Origin of the sequence: Paenibacillus sp. MMS20-IR301, from assembly GCF_032302195.1 — a bacterium.
Taxonomy (GTDB): Bacteria; Bacillota; Bacilli; order Paenibacillales; family Paenibacillaceae; genus Paenibacillus_AQ.
The window spans coordinates 949,213-966,154 of the sequence record NZ_CP135275.1 but is presented as its reverse complement, the minus strand read 5'-3'; the positions used below and the strand labels follow the sequence as shown (position 1 = coordinate 966,154).

Here is a 16,942-nt window from a genome sequence, read left to right as displayed (position 1 = left end):
TTACACAACAACCCCTTCATCAAATACAGTAGAACGTTACCCTTACTTTGCCTGCGCGATGGTGAATCTAATGTTTCAGTCCGTCCCCGCATAGGAATGAAGTCCGGCGATCACCAAATTAACACCAACCAGGGTAAACATTACGATTAGAAAGCCGAGTACTGCAAGCCAAGCAGATTTGCGTCCCTGCCATCCGCGGGCCAGCCGCAAATGAAGATAAGCACTGTAGAATAGCCAGGTAACGAGTGCCCAGACCTCCTTGGGGTCCCATCCCCAGAATCTGCCCCAGGCCACCTCGGCCCATATCATTGCAAAAATCAAAGCCCCCAGCGTGAATATCGGAAAACCGATGGCTATAGCCCTGTAAGTAATTTCATCAAGGTCATTCTCATCAATTCCGTCCAGAACCGGATGAATCGCCCTGCCCAGCGGCTTACGTACTGCCAGGCGGAGAATTCCATAAAGAATCAGACCGGATAGCAGGGACCAGATTACGGTATTAAATTTGCGTCCTGCATTGACACCGTTCATCCAGGAAGGTGCTTCGAATAACGGCTGCTTCATACCAAGAAACGGCTGGAAGCTCTCAATTTCGCTATGGTAAGGTGCCACAATCGGCGGCATTTTATAACTCACTTTCTCTATTGTACTATCTTCCTGCCCGGGGCTGTCAATCGTAACGTTAGTACGGACAAAAACAGATTCGTAGCCGGCTCCCCGGAAAGCAAATACGGATCCGAGAAAACCAATTATAACAATGATTGAGAAGAGAGTAAATTCAACCAGTCTCTGCTGCTTGCGGTCGCCCCGTTCCTTACTGCCGAAATTCACCGTCCGCAGCAGATACATCAGCCCGGCAGCAAAGCCGACTGCAAAGAAGGATTCGCCCAGCGCTGCCAGCGTGACATGAATATTCAAATAGATGGATTTCAGCGACGGAATCAAGGGCTGCACTTCCTGCGGAAATACCGCTGCATAGGCCATCACTATAATTGAAATCGGAACTGCGAATACGCCGAGAATAATCTTGCGGTAGATCGCGAAGATCACCGTAAACGCAACCATAACCATCATGGATAAGAAGGTCATGAATTCATACATATTGCTGACCGGAATATGGCCTGAGCCCATCCAGCGGGTGACGAAATACGCCATATGACACAGCAGCCCGAGCGAAGAGGCGATAAAAGCCAGTCTGCCCCAGCGTGCAGTGTGCTCCTCCGGCTTCCTGCCGGACCATCTGCGGCCCATAATGGCGATGGTGAACAACATGAAAGCTCCGCTGTATAAAAAGAATGCGGCAATAAAGACATCACTGCTGAAATCAAGCAAGCTCATGCCAGGCCTCCTCCGTTGTCCAATGATTTTTCATCGACTGTCATGTCTATCTGCTTAAGAATAGAAACGATTTCACGGCGGAAGCCGAACCAGTTCTTGTTCGTATGGCCTCCTAATACCAGCTCCCCGTCCTCTACGAACAGCCAGATGCGTCTATGCTGCCAGTAGAAGCCGAGAATGAGTCCCAGCATTATAATTCCTGCACCGACCCAGACAAAGGGCATTGCCCGGTCCACACGCACATTCAGATAAGTGGTGGACTCCGCGAAATCAACATCGCTCATACTGCTGACCTCAAGCTCCAGAAACCTGTCTGCGCCGCCCAGCTTATCGTTAATGGCTGCCTGCTGGAACTGCTCTTTATCCACCTGCTTCGGGAAGTAAAAATACTGCTGCCCCCCGTCCGGCAGACCTGGCCCCTTAAGCAGGAACAGAAAGGCCGGCGCATTCGGGTAAGGCGATTTGGATACCGGCTGGCCTTCTTCATTCAGTCCGAAATCCATATATTTCTCCTTCAGCTCAAGCGTATAAGGACCAGCCTTGAAAACCCGCCCGGGATTCTTCATATCCAGCTCAAACTTTCCGTAGCTCTCGCCCGTTGCTGAATTTACAAGATCAGGCTTCACGGAACGCAGCACCGGGGTCAGGTCATAATCAAACTGATACGCTTTCATTCCTTTGTAGCTCAACGGAGAATTCACCTGAATGTCGTGCCTGGCCACTTCAGCAAGCTTAGGCTCCTTAGACGGGTCCAAGCAGTCTGCAGTGCATTCATAGAGGACCGCTTTAGTCTCATAAAGCTTGGGAAGAACCTTAACCCCGCGGAATTCGGCCGGCATCTCTTCGTCACTATAGAATTCTACTGTGAATTGCTCATTCTTCAGGTAAAAGCTTGTATCCGGAATTCTGACAGCCTCTCCCTGCGGAAATGCAAGATGCTGGTCCATATTCAGTCCGGGAAGCCCTCTGGCGAGTACTGCCAGCAAAAATATAATCAGGCCGATATGTATTACATAAGGTCCCCAGCGACTGAAACGGTATTTCTCGGCTAAAAGAGCACCGCCTTCCGTCCGGACCCTGTAGCCCTTCTTCCGGAGCGGCTGGATCATGCGCGAAGTCCAGGACTCCGGCTCTTCCTCCACAGCGGCCGTGAGCGTCAGCTTCTGACGGGTCAGAAACTGCCGGTGCTTGCGGATCTTTTGCCGGGTCAGTGCCTTGTACAGCGGAAGCACCCGGTCCAGGCTGCAAACGACCAGGGAAGCCCCAATCATCACAAGCAGCGTTACAAACCACCAGGATTCGTAGGTATGCGAAAGGCCGAGTCTATAATATATATTCCCGGCTGTTCCATACATTTCATTATAATAAGTTGATGCATCAATATTCAGAAACGTGCTCTCCTGCGGAAATATCGTACCCAGCATAGCGCCCAGCAGTGTCAGTACAATGAGATAGATGGCAATCTTGACGGAGGAAAAAAAGTTCCAGACCCGGTCGATGATCCCCGGACTTACACGCTGTGAGCGCCGGGCAACCCCGTCGTACCGCATCTCCAGATTTCCTGTAGCCTTCCATTCCTTCTCGTCAAGCGGTTTACCGCAGGCTTCGCAGAGCACCGTCCCCACAGGGTTCTGATGTCCGCATTCGCATTTGGTATTGCTGATCAGCGGCAGGTTCGGCTTCATTGTCCCACCAGCTTCCCGATTTGCTCGTCAAGCGAACTTAAATCCAGCTGGCCGATGTGAATGCTGTCCACCTTGCCCTTCTCATTAATGAAGAATGTAGTCGGCAGCGGTGATACCCCGTAGCTGCGGACGGCATCACGTCCCGTATCCATTACAACCGGAAAATTGATGTCGACCAGCTTCACGAAATTCTCCACCGTCATCTGATCCTCGCCTACATTCACTCCTATCACCACTACGCCCTGATCCTTCCACTTCTCCCACTGTGCCTGCAGGGCAGGCATTTCCTTCACACAAGGGGCGCACCAGGAGCCCCAGAAGTTAAGCACTACGGACTTCCCTCTGTATTCCTCCAGCGTGTGGGTCAGGCCGTCCAGCCCCAGCAGCTTGAAGTCCGGCGCTCTTCCGCCTTCCTCCAGTTTACCTTCGCCTCCGAACACGGAGGAACCGACAGCATATACCCCAAGCAGGAGAATTAGAGATAGAATCACAATTTGGATCGGCTTTCTCGCTTTGCCCATACGCGGGTGCCCCCTTCTGTGACGCAACTCATTACATTATTCGTTAGGTGTGAACATCCTATGAACATTATAACGAATATTGTCACAGTTTTAGGAGGGGGAATTGTGAACTTTATGTGTCTTTGCGGGTCGTATTCTCTCTTAGCGCCCCCGCTTTGGCAATCTGCTGCAGATGATTAATCTCATCCTTGGTCAGATGACGGTAGGAGCCGCGTTTCAGGTTCTGGAGCAGAATATCTCCGAAGGAAATCCGCTTCAGGCGGATTACCGGATGAGAAATCGCTTCAAACATCCGCCGGACCTGACGGTTGCGCCCTTCATGAATCGTGATGCTGATAACCGTTTCCTTCTTATCCTCGTCAACATCTTTGTACTCGACTTCCGCCGGAGCCGTCATGCCGTCTTCCAGCTTGATGCCGGCCTTCAGCTTGTCCAGCGCCGTGCCGTGCGGCACACCCTTGACCGTGGCCAGATACGTCTTCGGCACGTGATGCTTCGGATGCGTGAGCAGATTGGCAAACTCACCGTCATTGGTCAGCAGCAGCAGCCCTTCGGTATCATAATCCAGACGGCCAACAGGGTATACACGCTCGGTAATGCCCTTCAGGTAATCCGTAACCACCTTGCGGCCCTTATCATCGGATGCGCTTGTAATTACACCCTTAGGCTTATTGAACATGATATAGATTTTATTCTCGCCTCTGATCAGCCTGCCCGAGACTTTAATAATATCTGTTGCGGGGTCCACCTTCGTGCCAAGCGTAGTTACGAGTTCCCCGTTGACTTCCACTTTACCGGCTAAAATCATTTCTTCACACTTGCGTCTGGACGCCACACCAGCCTGCGCCAAAATTTTCTGTAATCTTTCCATTTTCGACTACTCACCTCAGGTTAATGATAACCACCCGAAGGATAAATCACAAGGTCATTCCACGGAAAAAATGCACCAGGGCAAGTTTTACTATGCGGTTCAATCAGTAAAGGGGTAATTTGATAACGTTCCGCCAGCTCCAGAATCAGCTTGCCGGCTGCAAACAGCTGCTGCTGGCTTTCCGTAAGCTGCGGAACCGCCTCTGCCTCGCCATAGTTGCCTTCAAAGCAAATATGAATATGCTCAGGATCTGTCAGCAGCGGCGCAGCATAGACCGCCCCGTCTAAACCGACCCAGAAGTCAAATCCTTTTCCGTTAATCGACGTACAGCGGGAATGATGCAGAATAAAGCCTTTGTAGTCCACCCTTTGCCGGCCTCCCTCCGTAATGCTGAAATAGCATATGAAGTGGGAGGGCGCGGGGTGAGGACTGCTGTTAAAATCTTTGGGGGTTGGGGGCGCGGGCGGGCGGGGGAGCCGGCTAATCGAAACTCCGCAGAAGATTTGGGCTTCCGGCCGCTGTTGTCTGCAGATTTCTTCGATTTATACCGCTAAGCGGTGAAATCCGCAGACAAAGGCGGTCGCTGGCGCTCCTACAGCTCCAAACTTCCGCTCCGTTCCTCCGCCAGCGGGCTGTGCGGGAACCCTTCAAAGATAAAACAATCAGCCCTCACCCGCTGAGGAGGGTAAGGGCTGAGGGCAAGCGGCTGCTGCGCAGCGCTTGCATACCATTCAAAATAGCAGTCACATAAATACCGGGCAACACGTGCCCACTGCTAATACGAGTATAAGCTTCAAACAATTTATACTTTAGCCTTTTGTACCAGATGGATAACATGATCTATAGCAACAGCTACGGCAAAACCGATTAGATTAATAAATATATTAAACAGCAAGCCATATCCGATACCGCCATCCCGCGAAGAATCTCCCGTAATAGCTGTCAGGAATTGACGATATTGGACCAGATCGAATATGTACAGAAATGTGATGATTCCTGCAAATACATACCTTAGGGCAAAGATACCCAGCACGATTGTAAGAACAACCGCTCCAAGAAATATATTTACGGGCAGAATAAAGCTCCGGCCTGCATGCTCCCAATTGGTATTCAGCACCAGAAAGTCCATCAGCAGAAGTAAAATAAATAACCCGGACAGCATCACCAGCCTGCGGCTCAAGTTGCTGCGTTCCTGATTCCAGGCTAATGCAAAAATATCTCTGGCGTGATGAAACAAGTACAATAGAACTGCCGCATAGCAAGCCAATAAGAAAATAACCGGTCCCATCTTCCCCGCTGCCCCTCCGGAATAATAATTATTAAACATGCCGCAAAAAATCCTGCAGAAAATACAATATTCTCATCAGGATAGCAGCTCTATTCAAAGAATGCTGTAAGAAATACAACATTTCTTTCCATTTCAACGGTAAAGCGTTGAAATTATTGTAAATTCTACAACAATCCTTATAATTCCGCCGGAACTCGGCGCTTTAAGTTGTACGACGTGCAACAAAGGTGCCTGTCCATCCGTTAAATTATCTTATCACCCGGCTCTTCGAGCGGAATTGCACGATCAAGAAGAATAGCTGCGGCAAATAGCAGCAGGTTAATAAAAAGGATAATCCCGCTGTGTATGCCGAGAGCGAAATCCTCCAGCCCATTACCAGTCATTTTCCCTATGTAATAAATAAATGTAAGCAGATCTAATATATACAAAACTCCCATGAAGGCTGTGAATATCTTCCTCCCGGCAAAAAAAGCCAAGACCCCGGAGAATGCAATGAATCCACAGAGTATATTCAGTTGCAGCGCACCTGTACTCCCGGTTCTTTCCAGATTGAAATTCAGCATCAGGAAATTAATCAGGAGCAGGGCGAGGAATATCCCCGATAATTTCAGCAGCTTACGGGCCAGAAACTTTCGGTCAAGGACCCACTCTTCCTTAAATGCTTTAACTGCGTGTGTATATAAATAGATGAAAACAAATACATATAAAAATAGTAAAATCACAATCATTTCCACTATAAAATTTGCTCCTCTGAATTAATCAATGGATATCTGTTGAATAATTCTTCAGGGCACCGGACTTTTCCTTCTTTTCCCAGCGGCTTTTTCGGTTACCCAAAGACCAGCAGACATACAGCAATCGCCGCAACAAAGCCGACAATATCGGAGAACAAGCCTACTTTAAGCGCATAACGGCCGTTGCGGATGCCTACAGCGCCGAAGTATACGGTCAGCACATACAGGGTGGTATCTGTACTCCCCTGTATAGTAGATGCAATCATGCCGATCAATGAGTCCGGCCCGTGAACACGGATCAGGTCTGTCGTATAGGCAAGCGATCCGGTGCCTGTCAACGGGCGCAGGAGGCCGAGCGGAAGAACTTCAGGGGGAACACCCAGCCCCTTCAGAGCAGGGCTTATAAAGCCCATCAGGAAGTCCAGTGCCCCCGATGCCCGGAAGACGCTGATCGCCACCAGCATGCCGACCAGATGGGGGATGATGGCTATGGCAGTGCTGAACCCGTCCTTCGCCCCCTCCACGAAGGATTCATAGACCGGAATCCTCCGGGTGAAGGCATAGAGCGGGATGAAGGTGACCATCACCGGTATCGCCCAGGCGGAGATTAGACTGATTAATTGGAACAAAGCGGGTCACCCTTTCATAGAAGAATGAGGGAGCGCCGAGCTCCCTTTCGCCGGGCCCTTGCTTTTCTTTACCAGCGGCGGCGGGGCCGGAGGCCTCCGCAGCAGGGTCAGGCGGCGGAACAGCCTGTCCGCTGCAATAGCGGCAAGCGTGGCCACTGCCGTAGCGGCCAGCGTCGTTCCGACAATTGCTGCCGGGTCGGCTGATCCATAGTTCAGCCGGATGGCTATCAGCGTTGCCGGAATCAGCGTAATGCTGGCCGTATTTAACGCAAGCAGGGTACACATCGCCGGGCTAGCGGTCTCCTTGTCCGGATTAAGGCTCTGCAGCTCCTGCATCGCCTTAATGCCCATGGGGGTAGCAGCATTGCCAAGCCCCAGCAGATTGGCGCTCATATTGGAGAGGATATAGCCGATAGCCGGATGGCCTTTGGGCACATCCGGGAATAAAAAGGCTACTACCGGTCCAAGCACTCTGGCTATTTTCTTCAGCAGGCCGGCATCCTCCGCAATCCGCATAATCCCCAGCCAGAACACCAGTACACTGATTAGTCCGAAGCTGACCGTAACGCCGCTTTTGGCACCGTCGAATACGGCAGCCGTGAATTCATCCATCCGTCCGTTCACAGCCGCAAACACAAACCCGATCAGAATCATCCCCAGCCAGATACCGTTTATCATTCGTTTCCCCTCCTCCAGCTTCACCCTGAACTTAATTTAGCTTCTAAATAATAGGTGGATTTATGCTATTTAATTAAGGCTTCAAAGCAACTTTTTCGAAAATAGTTGGATATTCGTATATTAATTTCACCTGTACTGCCTGTTATCCGCCGGTTGAGCCAAATTAAATGCTGTTTATCCAACTGTTTTCGCAATATCGGATATTGCCATAGAAATAGATGCCTTTTCTACACTTAGCACTTAGGCAGCTCCGCATCACTGGAACAACGCCCGCAACGCGCTGCCGAAGGCCTGCAGCCAGTTGTCCGCAGGGTATGGTGCTGCACCGGCCGGGCTGTATCTCTTCGTATACGCCGTTGCTTCCGGCGGCAGCTGGTTCGGCGCATACACCGGAACTCGGCCGATTTCCTTGCCGCCCAGCTGCAGAATAATGGCCCCCTTGAGTCCGAAGCTGCTGGCCGCAGCCCCTTCACCCGCGCGGGAATCCGCTCCGGCAGGAGTCTTCTCCTCGTTCAGCACCAGCTTGGTGACCAGCCTGGCTTCCTCCCCCTGGCCAAGCGGATACGAGAATTCCATCCCGGTGACCAGATTGTAGCCGCTGATGCCTTCACCACGTTCTACCAGCGTCTTAAGAGGGTAGTGGTTGAAGCCGAAATCCAGCAGTGCCGAATGGTCATTCCAGTCATTGCCGTCGTTCAGCGTAACCGCAACCAGCTGCTGTCCGCCCCGTGTAGCAGAGCTGACCAGGCAGCGGAGCGCTTTTTTGGTATACCCCGTCTTCACGCCGTCCGCCCCTTCATAGAGCCGCAGCATTTTATTCTTATTGCTCCATTTGTAATCCCACTGCTCATTCGGATTGTCCGCCGTCTTCTCCTTAGTAGCTACAATCTCCTTAAATACCGGGTTATGCAGCGCATAAGCGGTTAACTCTGCCAGATCATTTGCGCTCGAGTAGTGGCCTTCGGCATCCAGTCCATGCGGGTTGGCGAAATGCGTATGCTTAAGGTTCAGCTCCTCCGCCTTCGCATTCATCAGATAGACAAAGCCCTGCTCCGACCCGCCGACATGCTCGGCAATCGCGGTGGCCGCATCATTCCCCGAACGCAGCATCAGGCCGTACAGCATATCCTCCAGAGACATCTCCTCGCCTTGCTTCAGATACAGGGAAGAGCCCTCTTTGGCAAAAGCGTTTTTCCCCACTTTTACCTTGGAAGCCAGATCACCATTCTCTATGGCCACAATGGCCGTCATTATTTTGGTCAGGCTGGCAATCAGCATCGGCTCATCACCCCGGCTGCTGTAGAGCAGCCTGCCGGATTCGACATCAATCAGCGCTGCCGCCCTGGCGTGTGTGGAGACCGAAGCATTCTCGGCCCGGACACAAGGCAGCGGTACCAGCACCAGCAGCAGGCATATTAATAAGGATACCAACGGTTTTACGGTTAATGTCTTCATGTTCATCCTCCGGCCTCTTATCTGTTCTACTTAAGCACAGGGCTCCACAGCCTTGCCTGGTTGTACAAGTGTATGCGCCGCTTGGCGGCAGTATGTCCCAGCCTTCTGTGCATGATAAAATAACCCCGGCAAACAGTGTTTGGCCTCGGGGGTACACTCACAAAAAAGGATACCGCCTCTAGGCGATACCCCTCCGGAAAAAATATTGAAATGCAACGCTCCTCTAGTGTGCCGACGAATGGGTGGCCGGCTCGGTTTTGACTACAGTTTTGGTCACCTGGGCGGGCACTTCAGCACCTACAGGAACTCCGTTTGGTTGAAACATGTTCTGGATTTTATCAATCAGGTTAGGTGTAGCATCGATGATCTTCTCGAACAGATGGGTTTGATTGTCGAGCGGCACAATATGTACCCCTTCCCTGCCCACTACCAGAAAAGCTATCGGACGGATCGAGACTCCGCCGCCGCTGCCTCCCCCGAACGGAAGCATCTTCACTCCGCCGCCGCTGCCGTTTACCCCAGGTGCATCGTCCTCTACCCGGAAGTCACTGCCCCCTGCGGCGAACCCGAACGCAACCTTGCTGATCGGTAGAATCACGCTGCCATCCGGCGTTTCTACAGGATCTCCGACAATGGTATTCACATCAACCATGCCTTTAATATTTTCCATAGCGGTCTGCATTAGACCTTGAATCGGATGATCTGACATTGTTGTTCTCCTCCTATTATGCATATAAGTGTACCTGCAGTCCTTATCTTGCCCACTATGGAAGGGAGTATGTAGTTTTTTTATTGCCGCACCCGGCTAAGCAGTTCCTTCCAGCGGCCAAGGCCGCCTTCAACCTTCGCAATCCGGCGCAGCAGCTGGAGCCCGGCATAGCAGGCATACCCGGCAGACAGTTTGCCCGTACATACTGCCTCGGTAGAAAAGCAAGGCTCATCCCGAAACACCGGGGCTACGAACATCCGCGGACTGTGCTGCAGCCTGACAAACCGCGAAACCCAGCCGATCATCGTCCATTTCATCCCCCATAAAGCCCCGGCTGCAGTAGCTGTATGTGCAGCATCACCAAGCGAGAAATCCGTGGACCAGTCCAGCTTCGTAATCTGCACGTGGGACAATGTGCTCACCAGCCACTTCCGGAGTCCCCGGGTAGCCTTGAGAGCGGTGCGGATATTCGAGAACCATTCGGATATAGCTTCCTTGTCGATTTGTTCCCGCTTATCGCTGTCCTGCTTCACCGGAGCAATACCGCTTTTTTCGAGTTTCACTTGAATTCCCTGCTCAATACTTTCAAAGACCAGCTCCGGCAGCTCATAATGGAACTTAACCAATCCGTAGAGTGCCCGGACATCCAGTTCAATCCGGTCATCCTTACCCAGCCTGCATAGACGGAAATGAAAATGTATTGAAGAAGCCAACACCAGCAAGAGCAGCAGCATAACCAGCAGCAGCAGGGCTAAAGGTATCGCAAGCCATAACGTCACAATCTTAACCTCCAAGCAGCCTCAGGTAATATATAATGGTGCCTTTGGTTTAGTATGGCAAAAATTGCTGGATAACATTCGCATCTCTGCAAACAGCTCCAATTTCTGTCCCGCTGCTAAAAAAAACCGCTGCCTAAGGGGCAACGGTTCTACAGGTACTACCAGTTCATCCGGTTCAGCGGTCTCCCGCCATAGTTATTCTGTTTCTGTATCTGCTTCCGCCTCACCGAAGGTCAACTGGCTGTCCAGCTTGCTGAACAGCAGCTGCGTCTCTTCTTCCAGCCCGTCGGAAGTATCGAAGGCGGACGGCTCCGGCAGCTCCTTCAAGCTGGCCAGCCCAAAGCTGTCCAGGAAGGACTTGGTCGTTCCATACAGAATCGGCCGGCCGACGGCTTCAGCCCGGCCCACCTCCTGTATAAGATCCTTATTCCCCAGCGTATGTATCGCCCGCTCCGACTTCACCCCGCGGATCTCTTCAATCTCCACCCGGGTAATAGGCTGGCGGTACGCCACAATGGCGAGCGTCTCCAGTGCTGCCTGGGACAGGGATGAGCGGGAAGGCGAGTAGGCCAGGCGCTCGAAATATTGCGCATGCTCCGGCAGCGTAGCCAGCCGGTAGTTCCCGGCAATCTGTACAACCTGCAGCCCCCGGTTCTGAGATACATAGTCCCCTTTCAGATCCTCAATGGCTCTTGAAGCCAGATCAGACCGCTGCTCGGTAATCTCGGCAATCTGCCGCACGGATAACCCTTCGTCCCCTGAGAGAAACAGCAAACCTTCAATAATCGATTTCAGCGTGTTGTAGTCCACTGAATTCCTCTCCTCCTCTCCACTCCATCACAATATCGTCAAATAATTTCTCCTGGTAGCAGTAAATAGCCCTCATCTTCATCAGCTCCAGAATAGCCAGAAACGTAGCAACGATCTCATGACGGGCCATTTCATCATGCAAAAGGGACGAGAAACGCAGCCTTCCGCCCTTTCCTTTACGCTGCAGTGCCTCTGACACATCACGGATCCGGTCCTTGACCGAGATCTCGTCCCGGGTAATCCGCTGGTAAGAGCTTCTCCGTGCTGCCTTGCTCAGCGCCTTGCGGAACGCGGCAATAAGATCGGCAGTATGCAGTCCTACCAGCAGGTTATCGGCGGGCGCGGGAACAAAGGGCCCTAAATCCTCCGGCTCCTTCGTAAAAATCAAACTGCGCTCGCTCTCCATATCCAGCAGCTGTACAGCAATACTCTTGAATTTGCGGTATTCGATCAGACGCTGTACCAGCTCAGCCCGCGGGTCATAGCCGTCATCCTCATAATACTCGAAATCCTCAATTTCAATCACCGGCGGCTTCGGCAGCAGCAGCTTGCTCTTAATAGACAAGAGGGTAGCCGCCATGACCAGGAATTCACTGGTGATATCCAGTTCAAGCTCCTGCATCCCCTGCAGGTAGTCCATGTACTGCTCCGTGATCTCGCTGACCGGAATGTCCTGGATATCGATTTCCGCTTTGTCAATCAAGTGCAAGAGCAGATCGAGCGGACCTTCGAACGTCTCCAGCTTGTACAATACAGTCACGCGGTTTCCTCCAGCCCAACAAAAGTAAAGTGCAGCGCCACAAGGACGCTACACAAGTAGAAAGATCTATGTTCATGCTTTCTTCTCATACATATAAATAAGCACGATTTACGCCAATCCGTCAAGAGCTGTCTTATTTGAAGAGTTTGTTAAGATTAGCCATTTCAATAGCCGCCGTCGCCGCATCCCAGCCTTTGTTGCCGGCTTTCGTTCCGGAACGCTCAATAGCCTGTTCAATGTTCTCGGTAGTAACCACACCAAAGATAGTCGGCACACCGGTCTTCAGATTGATAGCCGCCACGCCCTTCGCTACCTCGTTGCATACATAGTCGTAGTGTGTTGTGGATCCGCGGATCACAGTGCCAAGGGTAATTACTGCATCATATTTGCCGCTTTCGGCCATTTTTTGAGCAATGAGCGGAATTTCGAACACGCCGGGAACCCAGGCTACATCCACCTCATCATCTGCTACGCCATGGCGTTTGAATGCATCAAGTGCCCCGGAGAGCAGCTTGCTTGTAATGAATTCATTGAAACGTCCTACGACAACCCCGTATTTCAAACCCTCGGATACTAAATGTCCTTCAAAATAATTCGGCATAATATTCATCAACCCTTCTGGTATGTTATAAGTTAGTGCTGCTGAGCCCATTTAAATCTTGGAATCCTCGTTCTGTTCGATATTGTCAAAAGTCAGCAGATGGCCAAGCTTGGCCTGCTTCGTGTGGAGATAATTGGAATTATCCTTGTTCTCCGGCATCTGAATCGCTACACGCTCCACCACTTCAAGACCATAGCCTTCCAGCCCTTTGATCTTGCGCGGATTGTTCGTGAGCAGTCTGATCTGGCGTATACCCAGATCCTTTAGGATCTGTGCGCCAATTCCGTAGTCACGCAGATCTGCCGGGAACCCGAGCCGGAGATTGGCATCTACGGTATCCAGTCCCTCTTCCTGCAGCTTGTAGGCACGCAGCTTATTGATCAGGCCGATACCGCGCCCTTCCTGGCGCATATAGAGCAGCACGCCTCTGCCGGCTTCATCGATCTGGCGCAGCGCGGCTTCAAATTGCGGTCCGCAGTCACAGCGGTGGGAATGGAAGACATCTCCGGTCAGACATTCGGAATGCACCCGTACCAGCACCGGCTCATCTCCGGAAATATCCCCTTTTACCAAGGCTACATGCTCCTTGTCATCCACTTCGTTGGTGTAGGCAATCGTCTGGAAAACACCGAAATCCGTCGGCAGATTAACTGACACTTCCCGGTGAACCAGCTGTTCCTTCTCATTACGGTAGTGAATGAGATCCTTGATGCTGATCAGCTTAAGGTCATGCTTCTTCGCAATTTCGATCAAATCCGGCAGACGGGCCATGGAGCCGTCAGCTTTGACTACTTCGCAGATTACACTGGCCGGGTAGGAGCCGCACATCCGGGCAAGGTCGACTGCCGCTTCAGTGTGGCCGGAGCGCCGGAGCACTCCGCCTTTTTTGGCGATCAGCGGGAACATATGGCCCGGTCTGCGGAAATCGGAAGGCTTCGCGTCCGGGTCCATCAGCGCCTTAATAGTCTGGGAACGCTCGCCGGCTGAAATACCGGTCGTGGTATCCTTATGGTCAATGGAGACTGTAAACGCAGTACCATGGTTATCAGTATTCGTGGCAACCATCGGCTGCAGATCCAGCTCCTCCGCCCGTTCTGCAGTAATCGGAACGCAGACCAGTCCGCGGCCTTCGGTAATCATGAAGTTAATGACTTCCGGTGTGGCACGTTCAGCCAGGGCGATGAAATCCCCTTCATTCTCGCGGTCCTCATCATCAACAACAATAATAACCTTGCCGCGCATCAAATCATAAATGGCATCCTCAATCGGGTCCAGGACGCTGTCCTTTTGGTCTTGCTGACTCATGATTCTGTCCTCCTGATGGCTGTATGCCCCGCCTTACCGGCTGGCATCCGCCGAATCTTGTATTACACAAAGCCGTTGGCCGCCAGAAAATCATGGCTGATCTTCGAGCTGGCCGCATCCTCCTGATCTCCGGACCGTGAACCATAATGAAGCAGATGATCCACATATTTGCCGAGCACATCACATTCAATATTAATCGTGTCGCCTGTACGCTTATGGGCCAGCACCGTTTCTCCGAGCGTGTGGGGAATGATCGACACGGTAAACGTTGCAGTTTCTGTATTCACAACCGTGAGGCTGATGCCGTCAATCGTAATAGAACCTTTTGGAATAATGAATTTGAACAATGCTCCCTTATCCGGGGCAATTTCGAACACAACCGCATTCTGATCACGCTTGACGCTGCGGATCTCGCCGGTGCCGTCCACATGCCCCTGGACGATATGCCCGCCGAAACGTCCGCCGGCGGCCATCGCCCGCTCCAGATTCATCTTGCTTCCGGTCCTCAGCTCTTTGAGAGTGCTGTTGCGGTAGGTCTGCGGCATAACATCAACCGTAAAATAACGGTCGCCAAGCGATGTTGCGGTTAGGCAGACGCCGTTGACGGCAACACTGTCGCCGATCTTCAGATCATCCATAATGAGGGAGGCGCCAATGTTCAGCACCATCATCTCCCCCCCGCTCGTGACGCTGCGGAGGATACCCACCTCTTCAATCAGGCCGGTGAACATCCTATCCCTCCTTCGTTATTACAGCTTTTACACTTTTTTTAACGCACCGGGGTGCCGCTGATACAGACATTATCCCCGAGCACCTCCACTTCCAGTCCTGCAAGCATAACTGCATCGCGCATCAGCTCCACCCCCGGGAAATCGAAGGTCCCTGCTGCCGCTGCGCCTCCGCCCACAATCTTCGGGGCGAAGAAGAGGATTACCCGGTCAACCAGCCCCTGCTCCAGCATCGCACCATTCAGCGTGCCTCCGCCTTCCAGCAGGACTGAACCGATCTCAAGCCTTCCAAGCTCAATCATAGCGGCCTGCAGATCCACCCGCGGACCGCTGCCGGCGCTGACAACCTGAACGCCTGCAGCGAGCAGTGCCTCCTTGCGGGCTGAATCGGCTGCCTCAGTAGCCACGACTATCGTAGGGGCAAGCCCATCAGTCACTACAGCACTATCCAGCGGCAGCCGCAGGGCTGAATCAATAATGATCCGCACCGGATTCAGGCCCGGAACGTTAAGCCTTGTCGTCAGCGAAGGATTATCGGCAATGACGGTATTCACCCCGACCATAATTCCCTGATGCCGGTGGCGCAGCGTATGTACAAGCTCCCGCGACTCCGCATTCGAAATCCATTTGCTGTCTCCGCTGCGGGTAGCAATTTTGCCGTCCAGGGTACTTGCACTCTTGAGCGTGATGAATGGCTGCTTGGTCAAAATATACTTGATGAACTTCTCATTCAGCCGCAGAGCGCGGCTCCGCAGCAGCCCTACTTCAACATCGATGCCCTGTTCACGCAGCATTTCAATTCCCCGGCCTGCCACCTGCGGATTGGGGTCTTCACAGGCGACAACCACTCTGGCTACTCCCTCATCAATCAGACGCTGGCTGCAGGGAGGGGTAATTCCATAGTGGCTGCAAGGTTCGAGCGTAACATAAGCTGTGCTGCCTTGCGCCTTGCCTGCCGCCATATTGAGCGCATGCACCTCGGCATGTCCGGTACCGCGCTGCAGATGGGTGCCAAGCCCGATCAGGACACCATCCTTCACCACTACGCAGCCGACAACCGGGTTAATCCCGGTCTGGCCTTGCGCCCTTTCCGCCATATCCAGCGCAAGGGACATATAGAACTCATCATTCATCTTATCCATCTGCCTGCCTCCAATCACCGGATGTATTCATAATGTGTACAATCCAAACAGAAAAACCCGTCTCAATCTCCAGGAGGAGTTCAAGACGGGATATACGAGAGTTAACGGCAGCTTAGTAAAATTATGCCTAAATAAACGCCAGGAATACTGACGAAATTGTGAAACTTAGCACATAATTTTAGAAAATACTGCAGTACGGCTGCCCAAAACAAGCGCAGCGCGTCAATCTCTCCTTCTTCCATCCAGACTATACTGTCGGTCCCGGAATTGCACCGGGTCCACCGTCCATATGACAAGCATACGAAGCGGGTAGCGGACTAAGCAGCAGATCTGGACTTTACAGCCCGATCTGGCAGCATCACCGCCGGTAGGGAATTACACCCTGCCCTGAAGGATTGATCTATTCAGTTGAATAACAAGTTTTGCCTACAACAAAATTATCACTTACCGGCAGGAAATGCAAGTGTGTTTCGGAAATTTACTTTATTTATGTAACTTAGTTCCCTTAATTCTCCGACTGCCGCTGCTTGTCCGCTCTCAGCAGATCACGGATTTCGGTCAGCAGCACAACCTCGGGTGCCGGTGCCGGCGTCTCTACAACTTCCACTTTAACCGTTTCCTTATGCCGGAATCTGCTTGCCAGCTTAACCACCAGGAAGATGGAGAAAGAGATGATGAAGAAGTCTACGACAGACTGCAGAAATGAACCATACTTAACCGCTGCCTCCCCGCTGCCGACCTGGAGGCCCTGAAGGTCGATCCCCCCGCTGATCAGCCCGATGAGCGGCATGATGATGTCGGCCACAAGCGAAGTAACGATTTTGCCGAAAGCCGCCCCGATTACAACCGCCACCGCCAGATCAAGCACATTTCCTTTCATTGCAAAGCTTTTGAATTCCTTCCACATGG

The 16,942-nt window shown here is 52.1% G+C and carries 19 protein-coding genes and 1 riboswitch; all 19 genes read right to left on the bottom strand.

The features are described 5' to 3' along the window. Window positions 1-75 precede the first annotated feature (75 nt). Window positions 76-1,338, bottom strand: a complete 1,263-nt coding sequence (ccsA, locus tag LOS79_RS04045; RefSeq protein WP_315416465.1) for a cytochrome c biogenesis protein CcsA — start codon at window positions 1,336-1,338, stop codon at window positions 76-78. Beyond that, window positions 1,335-3,023 carry a cytochrome c biogenesis protein ResB gene (locus tag LOS79_RS04040; protein WP_315416464.1) on the bottom strand — a complete coding sequence of 563 codons (1,689 nt, stop codon included), beginning with the start codon at window positions 3,021-3,023 and terminating at the stop codon, window positions 1,335-1,337. Before LOS79_RS04040 ends, ccsA begins: the two co-directional genes overlap by 4 nt. Then, on the bottom strand, window positions 3,020-3,544 hold the full coding sequence (resA, locus tag LOS79_RS04035) for a thiol-disulfide oxidoreductase ResA (RefSeq protein WP_315416463.1): 525 nt from the start codon (window positions 3,542-3,544) through the stop codon (window positions 3,020-3,022). Before resA ends, LOS79_RS04040 begins: the two co-directional genes overlap by 4 nt. Window positions 3,545-3,656: 112 nt before the next feature. Beyond that, entirely contained in the window at window positions 3,657-4,415 is a 759-nt protein-coding gene (locus tag LOS79_RS04030) for a pseudouridine synthase (RefSeq protein ID WP_315416461.1), read from the bottom strand. A gap of 20 nt (window positions 4,416-4,435) precedes the next feature. Beyond that, window positions 4,436-4,780, bottom strand: a complete 345-nt coding sequence (locus tag LOS79_RS04025) for a peptidoglycan recognition protein family protein (RefSeq protein ID WP_315416460.1) — start codon at window positions 4,778-4,780, stop codon at window positions 4,436-4,438. Window positions 4,781-5,217: 437 nt separating this feature from the next. Further along, window positions 5,218-5,742: a hypothetical protein gene (locus tag LOS79_RS04020; protein WP_315416458.1), complete on the bottom strand. Its 525-nt coding sequence runs from the start codon at window positions 5,740-5,742 to the stop codon at window positions 5,218-5,220. Between the two features lie 203 nt (window positions 5,743-5,945). Then, window positions 5,946-6,266 (bottom strand): hypothetical protein, encoded by a 321-nt coding sequence (locus LOS79_RS04015; RefSeq protein ID WP_315416457.1) that lies wholly within the window; start codon window positions 6,264-6,266, stop codon window positions 5,946-5,948. Window positions 6,267-6,532: 266 nt separating this feature from the next. Then, window positions 6,533-7,021 (bottom strand): spore maturation protein, encoded by a 489-nt coding sequence (locus LOS79_RS04010; RefSeq protein WP_397386773.1) that lies wholly within the window; start codon window positions 7,019-7,021, stop codon window positions 6,533-6,535. Window positions 7,022-7,072: 51 nt separating this feature from the next. After that, window positions 7,073-7,744 carry a nucleoside recognition domain-containing protein gene (locus tag LOS79_RS04005; protein WP_315416455.1) on the bottom strand — a complete coding sequence of 224 codons (672 nt, stop codon included), beginning with the start codon at window positions 7,742-7,744 and terminating at the stop codon, window positions 7,073-7,075. Between the two features lie 255 nt (window positions 7,745-7,999). Continuing rightward, on the bottom strand, window positions 8,000-9,205 hold the full coding sequence (locus LOS79_RS04000; RefSeq protein ID WP_315416454.1) for a D-alanyl-D-alanine carboxypeptidase family protein: 1,206 nt from the start codon (window positions 9,203-9,205) through the stop codon (window positions 8,000-8,002). Between the two features lie 217 nt (window positions 9,206-9,422). Then, window positions 9,423-9,908, bottom strand: a complete 486-nt coding sequence (gene ytfJ / locus LOS79_RS03995) for a GerW family sporulation protein (RefSeq protein WP_315416453.1) — start codon at window positions 9,906-9,908, stop codon at window positions 9,423-9,425. 80 nt (window positions 9,909-9,988) lie between these two features. Then, window positions 9,989-10,687 (bottom strand): DUF2953 domain-containing protein, encoded by a 699-nt coding sequence (locus LOS79_RS03990; protein ID WP_315416451.1) that lies wholly within the window; start codon window positions 10,685-10,687, stop codon window positions 9,989-9,991. A 195-nt stretch (window positions 10,688-10,882) separates the two neighbouring features. Beyond that, the gene (gene scpB, locus LOS79_RS03985; protein ID WP_315416450.1) at window positions 10,883-11,497 is read right to left on the bottom strand and encodes an SMC-Scp complex subunit ScpB; all 615 of its coding nucleotides are present in this window, start codon (window positions 11,495-11,497) and stop codon (window positions 10,883-10,885) included. Continuing rightward, complete coding sequence (locus LOS79_RS03980) at window positions 11,466-12,257, bottom strand: segregation and condensation protein A (protein ID WP_315416449.1); 792 nt, start codon at window positions 12,255-12,257, stop codon at window positions 11,466-11,468. The genes scpB and LOS79_RS03980 overlap by 32 nt, the downstream gene beginning before the upstream one ends. Before the next feature lie 133 nt (window positions 12,258-12,390). Next, on the bottom strand, window positions 12,391-12,858 hold the full coding sequence (ribE, locus tag LOS79_RS03975; protein ID WP_036727378.1) for a 6,7-dimethyl-8-ribityllumazine synthase: 468 nt from the start codon (window positions 12,856-12,858) through the stop codon (window positions 12,391-12,393). Between the two features lie 51 nt (window positions 12,859-12,909). Next, a complete protein-coding gene (locus LOS79_RS03970; protein WP_315416445.1) occupies window positions 12,910-14,163 on the bottom strand; it encodes a bifunctional 3,4-dihydroxy-2-butanone-4-phosphate synthase/GTP cyclohydrolase II in 1,254 nt (417 codons plus the stop codon). A 62-nt stretch (window positions 14,164-14,225) separates the two neighbouring features. Then, on the bottom strand, window positions 14,226-14,894 hold the full coding sequence (locus LOS79_RS03965; RefSeq protein ID WP_315416444.1) for a riboflavin synthase: 669 nt from the start codon (window positions 14,892-14,894) through the stop codon (window positions 14,226-14,228). Window positions 14,895-14,932: 38 nt separating this feature from the next. Continuing rightward, on the bottom strand, window positions 14,933-16,033 hold the full coding sequence (ribD, locus tag LOS79_RS03960) for a bifunctional diaminohydroxyphosphoribosylaminopyrimidine deaminase/5-amino-6-(5-phosphoribosylamino)uracil reductase RibD (protein WP_315416442.1): 1,101 nt from the start codon (window positions 16,031-16,033) through the stop codon (window positions 14,933-14,935). A gap of 226 nt (window positions 16,034-16,259) precedes the next feature. Then, window positions 16,260-16,432, bottom strand: a riboswitch (FMN riboswitch). Between the two features lie 106 nt (window positions 16,433-16,538). Further along, window positions 16,539-16,940 (bottom strand): large conductance mechanosensitive channel protein MscL, encoded by a 402-nt coding sequence (gene mscL, locus LOS79_RS03955; protein ID WP_315421976.1) that lies wholly within the window; start codon window positions 16,938-16,940, stop codon window positions 16,539-16,541. Window positions 16,941-16,942: the final 2 nt, after the last annotated feature.

Bases quoted from the DNA above. Each gene is read 5' to 3' on its own strand.
- ccsA (WP_315416465.1), bottom strand. From the start codon at position 1,338: ATGAGCTTGCTTGATTTCAGCAGTGATGTCTTTATTGCCGCATTCTTT.
- LOS79_RS04040 (WP_315416464.1), bottom strand. From the start codon at position 3,023: ATGAAGCCGAACCTGCCGCTGATCAGCAATACCAAATGCGAATGCGGA.
- resA (WP_315416463.1), bottom strand. From the start codon at position 3,544: ATGGGCAAAGCGAGAAAGCCGATCCAAATTGTGATTCTATCTCTAATT.
- LOS79_RS04030 (WP_315416461.1), bottom strand. From the start codon at position 4,415: ATGGAAAGATTACAGAAAATTTTGGCGCAGGCTGGTGTGGCGTCCAGA.
- LOS79_RS04020 (WP_315416458.1), bottom strand. From the start codon at position 5,742: ATGTTTAATAATTATTATTCCGGAGGGGCAGCGGGGAAGATGGGACCG.
- LOS79_RS04015 (WP_315416457.1), bottom strand. From the start codon at position 6,266: ATGCTGAATTTCAATCTGGAAAGAACCGGGAGTACAGGTGCGCTGCAA.
- LOS79_RS04010 (WP_397386773.1), bottom strand. From the start codon at position 7,021: ATGGTCACCTTCATCCCGCTCTATGCCTTCACCCGGAGGATTCCGGTC.
- LOS79_RS04005 (WP_315416455.1), bottom strand. From the start codon at position 7,744: ATGATAAACGGTATCTGGCTGGGGATGATTCTGATCGGGTTTGTGTTT.
- LOS79_RS04000 (WP_315416454.1), bottom strand. From the start codon at position 9,205: ATGAACATGAAGACATTAACCGTAAAACCGTTGGTATCCTTATTAATA.
- ytfJ (WP_315416453.1), bottom strand. From the start codon at position 9,908: ATGTCAGATCATCCGATTCAAGGTCTAATGCAGACCGCTATGGAAAAT.
- ribE (WP_036727378.1), bottom strand. From the start codon at position 12,858: ATGCCGAATTATTTTGAAGGACATTTAGTATCCGAGGGTTTGAAATAC.
- LOS79_RS03970 (WP_315416445.1), bottom strand. From the start codon at position 14,163: ATGAGTCAGCAAGACCAAAAGGACAGCGTCCTGGACCCGATTGAGGAT.
- LOS79_RS03965 (WP_315416444.1), bottom strand. From the start codon at position 14,894: ATGTTCACCGGCCTGATTGAAGAGGTGGGTATCCTCCGCAGCGTCACG.
- ribD (WP_315416442.1), bottom strand. From the start codon at position 16,033: ATGGATAAGATGAATGATGAGTTCTATATGTCCCTTGCGCTGGATATG.
- mscL (WP_315421976.1), bottom strand. From the start codon at position 16,940: ATGTGGAAGGAATTCAAAAGCTTTGCAATGAAAGGAAATGTGCTTGAT.